At 60.4% G+C, this 13,098-nt stretch carries 11 protein-coding genes; 5 read left to right on the top strand and 6 right to left on the bottom strand.

Annotation, left to right across the window (positions count from 1 at the left end):
* Positions 1–21 precede the first annotated feature (21 nt).
* The 4 genes from BKX96_RS19255 to BKX96_RS19240 all read left to right on the top strand — a co-directional run bounded on the left by BKX96_RS19255 (position 22) and on the right by BKX96_RS19240 (position 6,602).
* Positions 22–1,086 (top strand): imelysin family protein, encoded by a 1,065-nt coding sequence (locus BKX96_RS19255; protein WP_046819052.1) that lies wholly within the window; start codon positions 22–24, stop codon positions 1,084–1,086.
* A 14-nt stretch (positions 1,087–1,100) separates the two neighbouring features.
* Complete coding sequence (locus tag BKX96_RS19250) at positions 1,101–2,201, top strand: DUF1513 domain-containing protein (RefSeq protein WP_077185219.1); 1,101 nt, start codon at positions 1,101–1,103, stop codon at positions 2,199–2,201.
* A gap of 205 nt (positions 2,202–2,406) precedes the next feature.
* Complete coding sequence (locus BKX96_RS19245) at positions 2,407–3,555, top strand: efflux RND transporter periplasmic adaptor subunit (RefSeq protein ID WP_046819050.1); 1,149 nt, start codon at positions 2,407–2,409, stop codon at positions 3,553–3,555.
* Positions 3,556–3,569: 14 nt separating this feature from the next.
* On the top strand, positions 3,570–6,602 hold the full coding sequence (locus tag BKX96_RS19240; protein ID WP_077185218.1) for a multidrug efflux RND transporter permease subunit: 3,033 nt from the start codon (positions 3,570–3,572) through the stop codon (positions 6,600–6,602).
* 88 nt (positions 6,603–6,690) lie between these two features.
* Here BKX96_RS19240 and BKX96_RS19235 read toward each other — a convergent pair whose 3' ends face one another.
* The 5 genes from BKX96_RS19235 to colR form a co-directional block, all read right to left on the bottom strand.
* The gene (locus BKX96_RS19235) at positions 6,691–6,918 is read right to left on the bottom strand and encodes a hypothetical protein (RefSeq protein WP_046819048.1); all 228 of its coding nucleotides are present in this window, start codon (positions 6,916–6,918) and stop codon (positions 6,691–6,693) included.
* Positions 6,919–6,920: 2 nt separating this feature from the next.
* The gene (locus tag BKX96_RS19230; protein WP_046819047.1) at positions 6,921–7,634 is read right to left on the bottom strand and encodes a lipopolysaccharide kinase InaA family protein; all 714 of its coding nucleotides are present in this window, start codon (positions 7,632–7,634) and stop codon (positions 6,921–6,923) included.
* A gap of 3 nt (positions 7,635–7,637) precedes the next feature.
* Entirely contained in the window at positions 7,638–8,306 is a 669-nt protein-coding gene (locus tag BKX96_RS19225; protein ID WP_046819070.1) for a class I SAM-dependent methyltransferase, read from the bottom strand.
* A 135-nt stretch (positions 8,307–8,441) separates the two neighbouring features.
* Positions 8,442–9,725, bottom strand: a complete 1,284-nt coding sequence (locus BKX96_RS19220; RefSeq protein WP_077185217.1) for a sensor histidine kinase — start codon at positions 9,723–9,725, stop codon at positions 8,442–8,444.
* Positions 9,715–10,398 carry a two-component system response regulator ColR gene (gene colR / locus BKX96_RS19215; RefSeq protein ID WP_020799911.1) on the bottom strand — a complete coding sequence of 228 codons (684 nt, stop codon included), beginning with the start codon at positions 10,396–10,398 and terminating at the stop codon, positions 9,715–9,717. Before colR ends, BKX96_RS19220 begins: the two co-directional genes overlap by 11 nt.
* 219 nt (positions 10,399–10,617) lie before the next feature.
* On the opposite strand from colR, the gene BKX96_RS19210 reads away from it, so the two are divergent.
* Entirely contained in the window at positions 10,618–11,361 is a 744-nt protein-coding gene (locus BKX96_RS19210) for a phosphatase PAP2 family protein (RefSeq protein WP_046819045.1), read from the top strand.
* A gap of 88 nt (positions 11,362–11,449) precedes the next feature.
* Here the strand turns inward: BKX96_RS19210 and groL are convergent, their stop codons facing one another.
* A complete protein-coding gene (gene groL, locus BKX96_RS19205) occupies positions 11,450–13,096 on the bottom strand; it encodes a chaperonin GroEL (protein ID WP_020799909.1) in 1,647 nt (548 codons plus the stop codon).
* Between the last annotated feature and the right edge of the window lie 2 nt (positions 13,097–13,098).

Below are 13,098 nucleotides of genomic sequence, written 5' to 3'. Positions count from 1 at the left end.
ATCTTCCAGCGGGAGCCCGACATGTTTCGTCCCAAATTGTTGTTCACCAGCCTTGCCGCGCTAGCCCTGGGCGCCTGTTCGCCGCAGGATCCGCAAGCCGTCACCTCGGCGGCGATCGCCAAGTCAGTGATTCTGCCCACCTACACTCGCTGGGTTGAAGCAGACCGCCAGTTGGCTGTCAGCGCTCTCGCCTACTGCGAAGGCAAGGAAACCCTGGATACCGCCAGGGCTGACTTCCTGCACGCGCAAAAAGCCTGGGCCGAGCTGCAACCCCTGCTGATCGGTCCACTGGCCGAGGGCAACCGTGCCTGGCAGGTGCAATTCTGGCCGGACAAAAAGAACCTGGTGGGTCGTCAGGTCGAACAACTGGTCACCGCGCAACCGCAGATCGACGCCGCTGCACTGGCCAAGTCCAGCGTGGTGGTGCAAGGCCTGTCGGCCTACGAATACATCCTGTTCGACAGCAAGCCTGATGTGGCCAACGCCGAGCAGAAAGCCAAGTACTGCCCACTGCTGATCGCCATTGGCGAGCGCCAGAAACAGCTGGCCGAAGAGATTCTCAAGAGCTGGAACAACACCGACGGCATGCTCGCGCAGATGAGCAAGTTCCCGAACCAGCGTTACGCCGACTCCCACGAAGCAATCGCCGATCTGCTGCGCGTGCAGGTCACCGCCCTCGATAGCTTGAAGAAGAAGCTCGGCACCCCGATGGGCCGCCAGAGCAAGGGTGTGCCGCAGCCGTTCCAGGCCGATGCCTGGCGCAGCCAGTCGTCCCTGACCAGTCTCGAAGCCAGCCTCGCCGCCGCCAAAACAGTGTGGGAAGGTGTCGACAACAAAGGCCTGCGCGGCCTGTTGCCGAGCGAACAGAAACCCTTGGTCGACAAGATCGACGCGGCCTACGCCGCTTCGTTGAAACTGTTCGCCAGCAGCCAGCGCTCGTTGACCGAAATGCTCAGCGACGACGCCGGTCGCCAGCAGCTCAACGATCTCTACGACAGCCTCAACGTCGTCCATCGCCTGCACGAAGGCGAGCTGGCCAAGGCGCTGGGCATTCAACTGGGCTTCAATGCCAACGACGGTGACTGATGAGGGCTAGTTCCATGCTGCGACGCCAGGCGCTGAAGTTAGGGAGTTTGCTGCTGGGTGCGGTGACACTGGGCGGCTGGACGCTGTCCAGGCACAAGGATCAAAGCCCGCTGCTGCTCTCCGCGCGGGACGATACCGACGGCAAGCATTACGCCGTCGGTTACCGGCTGGACGGCACCCGGGTGTTTGCCACCCAGGTCGACCAGCGCTGCCATGACATCATCAACCACCCTGCGTTGCCGATCGCGCTGTTCGTTGCCCGCCGTCCCGGCACCGAGAGCTACCTGATCGACTTGCGCGACGGCACGCTGCTGCAAACCCTGAAGTCGCAGGCGAACCGGCACTTCTACGGCCATGCGGTGATTCACCACAGCGGCAACTGGCTGTATGCCACCGAAAACGACACCAGCGATCCGGGTCGCGGCCTGCTCGGTGTGTACACGTTCGAAGGCGAACGGCTGGTGCACAGCGGCGAGATTTCCACCCATGGCATCGGCCCGCATCAAGTGTCGTGGATGCCCGATGGCGAAACCCTGGTGGTGGCCAACGGCGGCATCCGCACCGAAGCCGAAAGCCGGGTCGAGATGAACCTCAATGCGATGGAGCCGAGCCTGGTCCTGATGCAGCGCGACGGCACCCTGCTGAGCAAGGAAACCCTCGGCCAGCAAATGAACAGCGTGCGTCACCTGGGCATTGCCAGCGACGGCACCATCGTCGCCGGCCAACAATTCATGGGGGCGGCTCACGAGCACTCGGAGCTGCTGGCGATCAAGCGTCCCGGCCAGCCGTTCGTGGCGTTCCCAGTGCCTGAGCATCAACTGCAGGCCATGGGGCATTACACCGCCAGCGTTGCGGTGCACAGTGAATTGCGCCTGGTCGCATTGACCGCGCCTCGAGGCAATCGCTTCTTCATCTGGGACCTGGACAGCGGCGAAGTGCGTCTGGACGCGCCCCTGCCCGATTGCGCCGGCGTAGGCGCGGTGGCCGATGGTTTTGTCGTGACCTCGGGCCAGGGGCGCTGCCGGTACTACGATTGCCGCCAGGCAAACCTCGTTGCAAAACCCCTGGAGCTGCCGGCGGGGCTCTGGGACAACCATTTGTACCTGATGGCTTGATGGAGATCCTGTAGGAGCTGGCTTGTCGGGTCGCCGCATCGCAGCGAAGAGGTCCGAAAGATCGCTGCAAATCCAGCGGCCCCTTCGCCGGCAAGCCGGCTCCTGCAGGTAGGGGGAAGCCCCAAAAACATCCATTGGAATCACCCGCGGAGTCGGGGTAAGGTTCCCAACTGTCTCACCTGATTTTCTCCAAGGAACTGGAATTATGCTGCGTCGCCGCATGCTGATCATGTTGGGTGTTGTTCTGTTGATCGTGCTGGTCCTGGCCGGTTACAAAGCCTTCTCCATCTACACGATGATCCAAGGCTTCTCCGCGCCAAAACCGCCGATCAGCGTCGCCGTTGCCACGGCAACCGAACGTCCGTGGCAAGCCCGCCTGCCCACGGTCGGCACACTCAAGGCGCTGCAAGGCGTGGACCTGAGCCTGGAGACCGACGGCACGGTCGTCGATCTGCAGTTCGAGTCCGGGCAGAAAGTCAAAGCCGGTCAACCGCTGTTACGCCTGGACAGCGCCGTAGAAAGCGCCCTGCTCGAAACTGCCCAGGCCGATCTCGGGCTGGCCCAACTTGATTACGGTCGCGGTAGCCAGCTGGTGGGCAGCCAGGCCATTTCCAAAGGCGAGTTCGATCGACTGTCGGCGGTACTGAAAAAGAGCAAGGCCACGGTCAATCAACTGAAGGCAGCGCTCGGCAAAAAAAGTATCGTCGCCCCCTTCAGCGGAACCATCGGCATTCGTCAGGTGGACGTTGGCGACTACCTGGCCAGTGGCACCATGATTGCCACCCTGCAGGACCTCAGCAGTCTCTACGTCGATTTTTTCGTGCCAGAGCAGTCGGTACCGAAGGTCGCCATCGGCCAGCCGGTTGAAATCGTCGTCGCGGCCTACCCGTCCCGGACCTTCCCCGGCACCATCAGTGCAATCAACCCGAAGCTGGAGAACAGCACGCGCAACATGCAGGTCCGCGCGACCCTGGCCAACCCCGATGGCCAGCTGCTGCCTGGCATGTTCGCCAGCCTGCAAGTGATGTTGCCCGACCCGCAACCGAGCATCGTCGTGCCGGAAAGCGCGATCACCTACACGCTCTACGGCAATTCCCTTTACGTAGTCGCAGAGAAAAAAGCCGAAGACGGCAGCCTCGAAAAAGACGACAAGGGCCAGCCGGTCCTGATCGCTGAACGGCGGTTCATTGAAACCGGTGAACGCCGCGACGGCCTGGTGGTGATCAGCAAAGGTGTAAAAAGCGGCGAGAAAGTGGTCACGGCCGGCCAGATCAAACTGGACAGCGGTGCGCACATCGCCATCAGCGACGACAAGACCCTGGCCGAGAAGAACAGTCAGCCTCGCGCTGATTGATCAAGGAACCCCCAATGGCTTTTACCGACCCGTTCATCCGTCGCCCGGTGCTCGCCACCGTGGTCAGCCTGTTGATTGTGCTGCTGGGCTTTCAGGCATGGAGCAAATTGCCGCTGCGCCAATACCCGCAAATGGAAAATGCGCTGATCACGGTCACCACCGCGTACCCCGGGGCCAACGCCGAAACCATCCAGGGCTACATCACCCAACCGCTGCAACAGAGTCTGGCCAGCGCCGAGGGTATCGACTACATGACCTCGGTCAGTCGCCAGAACTTCTCGGTGATCTCGATCTACGCCCGTATCGGCTCCAACAGCGACCGCCTGTTCACCGAGCTGCTGGCCAAGGCCAATGAGGTCAAGAACCAGCTGCCCCAGGACGCCGAAGACCCGGTGCTGAGCAAGGAAGCTGCCGACGCGTCTGCGCTGATGTACATCAGTTTCTTCAGCAAGGAACTGAGCAACCCGCAGATTACCGACTACCTGTCGCGAGTCATCCAGCCGAAACTGGCGACGCTGCCGGGCATGGCCGAAGCCGAGATTCTCGGCAACCAGGTATTCGCCATGCGCCTGTGGCTGGATCCGGCGAAGCTGGCCGGTTTCGGCCTCAGTGCCAGCGACGTGACCAACGCGGTACGCCAGTACAACTTCCTTTCCGCCGCCGGCGAATTGAAAGGCGAGTATGTGGTCACCAGCATCAACGCCAACACCGAACTCAAATCCGCCGAAGCCTTCGCCGCGATCCCGCTCAAGGTCGACGGTGACAGTCGCGTGTTGCTGCGCGATGTCGCGCGGGTCGAGATGGGGGCGGAGAACTACGACAGCATCAGCTCGTTCGGCGGTACGCCCTCGGTGTACATCGGCATCAAGGCCACGCCCGCGGCCAACCCGCTGGACGTGATCAAGGAAGTGCGCAAGCTCATGCCGGAGCTGCAGGACCAGCTGCCGCCCAACCTCAAGGGCGAGATTGCCTACGACGCCACGCTGTTCATCCAGGCGTCGATCAACGAAGTGATCAAGACCCTGTTCGAAGCGGTGTTGATCGTGATCGTCGTGGTGTTCCTGTTCCTCGGTGCGTTGCGCTCGGTGGTGATCCCGGTGGTCACCATTCCGCTGTCGATGATCGGCGTGATGTTCTTCATGCAGATGATGGGTTATTCCCTGAACCTGCTGACCCTGTTGGCCATGGTGCTGGCCATCGGCCTGGTGGTGGACGACGCCATCGTGGTGGTGGAAAACATCCACCGTCACATCGAGGAAGGCAAGACACCGCTGGACGCCGCCATCGAGGGCGCCCGGGAAATCGCCATGCCGGTGGTCTCGATGACCATCACCCTGGCGGCGGTGTATGCGCCGATCGGCTTCCTGACCGGCCTTACGGGGGCGTTGTTCAAGGAGTTCGCCCTGACCCTGGCCGGTGCGGTGGTGATTTCCGGCATCGTCGCCCTGACCCTGTCGCCGATGATGTGCGCCCTGCTGCTGCGCCATGACGAAAACCCCACGGGCCTGGCCCATCGCCTGGACACGATTTTCGAAAGCCTCAAGCGCCGTTACCAGAGCATGCTGCACGGCACCCTCAACACCCGGCCGGTGGTGCTGGTGTTCGCGGTGATCGTGTTGTGCCTGATTCCGGTGCTGCTCAAGTTCACCAAGTCGGAACTGGCACCGGATGAGGACCAGGGCATCATTTTCATGCTGGCCAACGCCCCCCAACCGACCAACCTCGACTACCTGAATACCTACACCGACGAGTTCATCACGATCTTCAAGGCGTTTCCCGAGTACTACTCGTCGTTCCAGATCAACGGTTTCAATGGCGTGCAATCGGGCATCGGCGGTTTCCTGCTCAAGCCCTGGAACGACCGCAGCCGCACGCAAATGGAAATCCTGCCCGAAGTCCAGGCCAAGCTGGCGAGCATTTCCGGGTTGCAGGTGTTCGGCTTCAACCTGCCTTCCCTGCCCGGCACCGGCGAGGGGTTGCCGTTCCAGTTCGTCATCAACACCGCCAACGATTACGAGTTGCTGCTGCAGGTGATCGACCGGGTGAAAAAACGCGCGATGGAGTCCGGCAAATTCGCCTTCGTCGACGTCGACCTGGCCTTCGACAAGCCGGAAGTGGTGGTGGATATCGATCGTGCCAAGGCCGCCCAGATGGGTGTGTCGATGCAGGACCTGGGCGGGACGCTGGCGACATTGCTGGGCGAGGCGGAAATCAACCGTTTCACCGTTGATGGGCGCAGCTACAAGGTCATTGCCCAGGTCGAACGTCCCTTCCGCGACAACCCCGACTGGCTGAACAATTACTACGTGAAAAACACCCAGGGTGAACTGCTCGCCCTGTCGACCCTGATCAGCGTGACCGACCGGGCGCGGCCGCGACAACTGAACCAGTTCCAGCAACTCAACTCGGCGATCCTGTCCGGGGTGCCGCTGGTGAGCATGGGGGAAGCCATCGACGCCGTGCGTCAGATCGCCCGGGAAGAAGCTCCGGCAGGCTTTGCCTTCGACTATGCCGGCGCATCCCGGCAATACGTCCAGGAAGGCAGTGCGCTGTGGGTCACCTTCGCCCTGGCATTGGCGATCATTTTCCTGGTGCTGGCAGCACAGTTCGAAAGCTTTCGCGACCCGCTGGTGATCCTGGTGACCGTACCGCTGTCGATTTGCGGCGCTTTGCTGCCGTTGTTCCTCGGCTGGTCAAGCATGAACATCTATACCCAGGTGGGGTTGGTGACGTTGATCGGCCTGATCAGCAAGCACGGGATCCTGATCGTCCAGTTCGCCAACCAGTTGCGCAAGGACAAAGGCCTGACGCCCCGGGAGGCGGTGGAGGAAGCTGCGGCCATTCGTCTGCGCCCGGTATTGATGACCACGGCGGCGATGGTGTTCGGCATGGTGCCCTTGATCGTCGCCACGGGGGCGGGCGCGGTGAGCCGGTTTGACATCGGTACGGTCATCGCCACCGGGATGTCGATCGGTACGCTGTTCACGCTGTTCGTGTTGCCCTGCGTGTACACGCTGCTGGCCAGATCCGATAAACCCTCACGCTAAGATCGTTCCCACGCAGAGCGTCGGAACGATCAACGCCAACAAAAAAGGCCTCGCATGAGCGAGGCCTTTTATTTTGGCTTTGATCTGTTCAACTTTGCGGCCTCAGTCCTTGAGAAAGCCCGAACATGAACAGCAACAAATCATGATCGGGTTGAGTGGCCACGGATGCCTTGGCAACCCGTGGCAACGGACAGTGCGCGTCACCCTGCACTGAACTGAGGACTTGCGTGCGGGGCTGCTCCCATGCCGCCACCGCGAGTGAAGCAACTGCCAAGGCTCCTACGAGAAACAAACCTCGCGCAACTTCAAGTTTCATTGCTATAAACCTTTGATAGCGCTGCCAAACGCCGTCTCATAAAAATAGACGAGTTTCTTCCAGTCCGTCGAGCTGAATGACGAGTGGCGGCGCAGCTGCTTCATGTCATGGGCAGCCGCCTGCCGAGCGGTCAATCGCTGTCGGCACTTCTCCAGATCGATCAAGGCAACTTCCACTTTGGCAGCCTCGCCCTCACCGGTGACGCGAACAAAGACATGCTTGATATAGATGCAGCTGTGTTGCCAGCGCCCCTTGTGCATGCGCGCCAGGTTCTCGGCCAGGTCCTTGAGCACACGATCGTGCACAGCCTCGCCATGGCGCTCGCGTCCACCACCCTCGTACCACTTCTCGATTTCCTCGAAGCCGTCCAGGGACTTGGTCACCAGCAATGCGCGCCATTTATGCACGGGATCGCGTTGCGCTTCGCAGAAAACGATTTCCGGAACTCGCACATTGAGTAGGCGAAGGCCGGTGAGTGCATCACGCTCGCGCAACACCGTCGGCCGTCCGAAGGGGTGCAATAGACCCCGATGGATATGGCCGGTCTGGCGTTTTACGTAGAGCAGTTGTCCATCACTGCCCATCAGGCGCTGCACACCACTCTCACCGCCACGCCGGACATTGGGCTCTTCCACCCACTCTCCGCGCTGACTCCAGAAATAATCGAATCGATCCTGGGAAGCGACATCCGATGCTGCTGCACACTGCTCTGCCATCTGTTACCTCTTGCGTAATACGTAAACTCGCCACATGGCATAGAGCGGCAAAAAGTCGAGTCGTTCCTGAATACGGAAACCTGCCTGCTCAAATTCTTTTTCTACAACAGCCGCCGGTAACACAAATCGGTTTTGGTAACCTTCCTGCCCACGGGTTTTTTCCGCGCGCTTGCGTTTCCAGGCCTTGAAGTTGCCATCGACCCATAGCGAGAGGATGACGCTGTCACGGCTGACGCGCTCGAATTCGCGCAGGATCGCCAGTCTATGCTGGGCTTCACCGATGTGGTGGAGCAAACGCATGCAGAAAATACTGTCGACAGCGTTATCCGGCAGGGCGATGTCGAACGCAGACGTCTGCAAGGGTTGTACCCGTTTCACCACTTCAGCCGGTTGCGACTGTGTAGCGATCTTGATCATGGACTCGGAGTTGTCGGCACCGATGATCACGCGGTTAGGTTTTTCCGCCAGCATTGGCCAGAAACGCCCCGCACCGCACGGCAGATCGAGGACCAGGCCCGGCTCGCCGACCAACGTCAGCGCCTTGCGCGCCATTTGTACGTCACGCCAGTGGGACAGGCGGCGACCCACGCCATCCTTATGCTTTTGCAGGTAACGTTGGGCGTGTTGATCGTCGTACTTGTTGGAAAAATCCAGTTTGATCGGTCCATCCACCATCTTTAATGTCTCCTGAGCTTCTGATCCGACCACCTTAGGTAGCAATGTGTCGGTTTCAAGTCATGCAATTGTGAAAAATTCGTGACAGCAAACCCAGAATCGTTTCGAAATCTTACAAGACGACGAAACCGATCAACTCACATTGGCTGGATGGAACTGCACCTGAAAACGACAGCCATTGGGTTCCATGGTCGTCAGGGTGACGCTCCAGCCCTGGTTTTCACAAATCCGTTGTACTAACGATAGTCCAAGCCCGAGGCCTTCTCCGCGCTTCTCGTTACCTCTCACGAAAGGTTCGAACATCGCTTCGCGTTTTTCCTCCGGAATGCCCACGCCACTGTCCTCGACCATGAACCCCATGGGCAGCAGTGTGAGTCGGATAAACCCCCGGTCGGTGTAATGCAGCGCATTACGCAGCAAGTTGCCCATGACGGCATGCAGAAGTGTCGCGTTGTAACGTGTATCGCTTGGGTTTCCCCAGTCGACGACCAGCTTGAGACCTTTGGCCTCGATCGGCTGGCGCCACAGGCTGATCAACCCATCGGCCACTTCGCCCAAGGTCTGCTGCGCAGACATGCTGGCATCTTCGCGCTGGGCGCGGGCCAGCATCAGGAAGGTTTGTACCAACTCGCGCATTTCTTCGCTCGCGCGGGCAATTCGCTCGACCTGAGCACGGCCGCGCTGATCGATGCCGGGGTTTTCCAGCAGCAGCTCGCAGGAACTGGCCAGCACCATCAAGGGCGTGCGCAGTTCATGACTGACGTCACTGGTGAACATGCGTTCACGGGTCAGTGCCTGGCGCAAACGGCCGAGGGTAGCGTCGAAGGCCACGGCCAGCTCACCCACTTCATCGGCCGCGTAGTCGGGCGCCAGCGGCGGCGCCAGGCCCAGCAACTGATCACGATGACGAACCTGCCGGGCCAGCCTGACCACCGGCGCCATTACCTTGCGTGCCAGCACCCAGCCGAGGAAGACCGCCAGCGCCAGACTCAGCACGAACCCCACCAGCACCACGGCAAACAGCACTCGCTCGCGTTCTTCGAAATCACTCTGGTCCTGCAACAGCACATACCGCCGGCCGTCGACTACTTCGACCATCGCGTGATACGACAACTGCTCGCGAAAAACCTCATGAAAACCCGGATCCAGGTGCCGCAGATCCTTGGGCAGGTCGAAATCGCCCGGCCCGCCGCTGAAATAGAACAGCTGGTCCGGTTCCGGGCGATGGCTCCAGTCCGAGACGTTATCCATCAGCAACAGGCGCTGCAAATCACCGCCCAGGCCCGCCGAGATCAGCTTTTCTTCCACCAGGTGCACGGTGGCGACGATGCCCATGGCGAAAGCGCCCGCCACCAGCGCGCTCATCAGCGCAAAGGCAATGATGATCCGTTGCGAAAGGCTCTGTTTAAACTCCATCACGCCCCTCGGCCAGGCGGTAACCCACACCGTGCACGGTTTGCAGCAACGGTTTGGCAAACGGCTTGTCGATCACCTGGCGCAATTGATGGACGTGGCTGCGCAGGCTGTCGCTGTCCGGGCAGTCATCGCCCCACAGGGCTTCTTCGAGAATTTCCCGGCGCAGTACATGCGGGCTCTTCTGCATCAGGACCGCCAGCAACTTCAGGCCCACCGGGTTGAGTTTGAGCAATCGGCCTTCGCGGGTGACTTCCAGGGTGTCGAGGTCATAACTCAGGTCGCCGACTTGCAAGGTCCGGCGACCGCCCCCTTGGGTGCGCCGCATGACCGCTTCGATTCGCGCCGCCAACTCAGACAAGGCGAAGGGTTTGATCAGGTAATCGTCGGCACCGGACTTGAAGCCTTGCAGCCGGTCGTCCAGCTGATCGCGAGCGGTGAGCATGATCACCGGGGTATCGCGTCGGGCATCTTCGCGCAGGCGCTTGCACAGCGTGTAGCCGTCGATGCCGGGCAGCATGATATCGAGCACGATCAAGTCGTAATGCTCGGTGGCCGCCAGGTGCAGGCCCGACAAACCGTCCTGTGCGCAATCCACGGTGTAGCCCTTGAGTCCCAGGTAATCGGCCAGGTTGGCCAGGATATCGCGGTTGTCTTCAACCAATAAAATTCGCATGGGCATCTCCTCCGTAAACAGTTACGGCCGTCTTGGCCCGCGCAGCTTAAGGCCAAGTGTGGCTCAGGGCCAGGGTTGCGTGCAGTCGTTTATTTGGCGAAATGGCCGACTCGCGCCTCAACGGTTTTTTCACTATCGGTTCACGGCTTGACGACACGAGAGAGCGCATGCTCCGCGCGGCTGCGCATTCAAGAACATTTCACTGACCAAGGATCCGCCATGGTTTCGATCTCTGCACGCCCCGCTTCTCGCCCGCTCAACTTCTGGGTGTGCGTGGGTGTTCCCGCCGTTGCAGCAATCATTCTGGTATTGCTCGAACTGACGACCCTGGACATGGACCTGGCCAGGCTGTTCTACGACCCGGTCGCCGGGGGATTCATCGGGCGGCACAGTTACTTCCTGGAAACCGTCCTGCATGACCGGGCCAAGCAGATGGTCATCGCATTCTCGGTGCTGGCTATCCTCGGCTTTGCCGGTTCGTTCTTCATGGCCCGGCTCCAACCGTTCAAGCGCGAATTGGGTTGTCTGGTGCTGTCCCTGGGGCTGGCGACGTCTTTCGTCACCCCGATGAAAGCGGTAACGGCGGTGCAATGCCCATGGAGCCTTGAGCAGTTCGGCGGTCACGAGACCTACAGCGAGTTGTTGAGCCCGCGTCCGGCCACGGAAAAACCGGGTCGGTGCTGGCCTGGCGGTCATGCCGCGACGGGTTTCACCCTGTTTGCGCTGTTCTTCGTGTTGCGTGATCGCCGTCCCCGCATGGCACGCGCTGCGCTGGTTTTCGCCTTCGCCCTGGGTTCGGTGTTTTCCATCGGCCGGATGCTGCAGGGGGCACACTTTTTCTCGCATAACGTGTGGACGGCGGTGTTCTGCTGGCTGATCTGCCTGGGGTCGTATTATTGGGTGCTGTACCGGCCGGCGGTGAAGGCTGAGCCGGCGGTTGAAGCGCGACCTGCCAGCGCCTGACAGCGGTCTTTTAGTCTCGAATTGAAGCCAATAAAAAACCCCGCCAGCTTTCGCCGGCGGGGTTTTTCAATACAGGGGTAAGGCTGGCTTACATCATGCCGCCCATGCCGCCCATACCGCCCATGTCTGGCATGCCGCCGCCAGCACCGCTGTCTTTCTTCGGTGCATCAGCTACCGCAGCTTCGGTGGTCAGGATCAGACCGCCGATCGAGGCTGCAGCTTGCAGAGCCGAACGGGTGACCTTGGTTGGGTCCAGGATGCCCATTTCGATCATGTCGCCGTATTCGCCAGTCGCAGCGTTGTAGCCGAAGCTGCCTTCGCCGTTCTTGACCTTGTCGACCACTACGCTTGGCTCGTCGCCGGAGTTGGCAACGATCTGACGCAGTGGCGCTTCTACAGCGCGACGCAGTACAGCGATACCCACGTCCTGATCGGCGTTGTCGCCTTTCAGTTGAGTCAGTGCTTCCAGAGCACGGATCAGGGCTACGCCACCGCCAGGTACCACGCCTTCTTCAACGGCTGCACGAGTAGCGTGCAGGGCGTCTTCAACGCGGGCTTTCTTCTCTTTCATTTCGACTTCGGAGCCAGCGCCAACCTTGATCACTGCAACGCCGCCGGACAGCTTGGCCAGACGCTCTTGCAGTTTTTCACGGTCGTAGTCCGAGGAAGTCTCGGCCACCTGGGCACGGATCTGGTTGATGCGTGCTTCGATGTCGCCTTGAACGCCAGCACCGTCAACGATGATGGTGTTTTCCTTGGACAGGGTTACGCGCTTGGCGTTACCCAGGTGCTCCAGGGTGGTGCTTTCCAGGCTCAGGCCGATCTCTTCGGAGATAACGGTACCGCCGGTCAGAACGGCGATGTCCTGCAGCATGGCCTTGCGACGGTCGCCGAAGCCTGGAGCCTTGACGGCTGCGACTTTGACGATGCCACGCATGTTGTTCACAACCAGAGTCGCCAGGGCTTCGCCTTCAACGTCTTCGGCCACGATCAGCAGTGGACGGCCGGCTTTGGCAACGGCTTCCAGCACTGGCAGCATTTCGCGGATGTTCGAGATCTTCTTGTCGACCAGCAGGATCAGCGGGCCGTCCAGCTCAGCGACCATGGTCTCTGGCTTGTTGACGAAGTACGGGGACAGGTAGCCACGGTCGAACTGCATGCCTTCAACAACCGACAGTTCGTTTTCCAGGCCCGAGCCTTCTTCAACGGTGATCACGCCTTCTTTACCGACTTTTTCCATGGCTTCGGCAATGATGTCGCCGATGGAGTTGTCGGAGTTGGCGGAGATGGTACCTACCTGAGCGATAGCCTTGGTGTCAGCGCATGGCTTGGACAGGGCCTTCAGCTCTTTGACGATCGCGATGGTCGCTTTGTCGATACCGCGCTTGAGGTCCATCGGGTTCATGCCGGCAGCGACGGCTTTCAGGCCTTCGTTGACGATCGACTGAGCCAGAACGGTAGCGGTGGTGGTGCCGTCGCCTGCGTCATCGTTGGCACGGGAGGCAACGTCTTTGACCAGCTGCGCGCCCATGTTCTCGAAACGGTCTTCCAGTTCGATTTCCTTGGCTACGGAAACGCCGTCCTTGGTGATGGTCGGAGCGCCGAAGCTCTTCTCGATGATCACGTTACGGCCTTTCGGGCCCAGGGTCGCTTTTACTGCGTCAGCCAGGACGTTGACACCGGTGAGCATTTTCTTGCGGGCGGAATCGCCGAATTTAACTTCTTTAGCAGCCATGA

Source organism: Pseudomonas putida, from assembly GCF_001976065.1.
GTDB classification, from domain to species: Bacteria; Pseudomonadota; Gammaproteobacteria; order Pseudomonadales; family Pseudomonadaceae; genus Aquipseudomonas; species Aquipseudomonas serbica.
The sequence above is the reverse complement of the archived record's forward strand: the minus strand, read 5'-3'. Positions and strand labels throughout refer to the sequence as shown.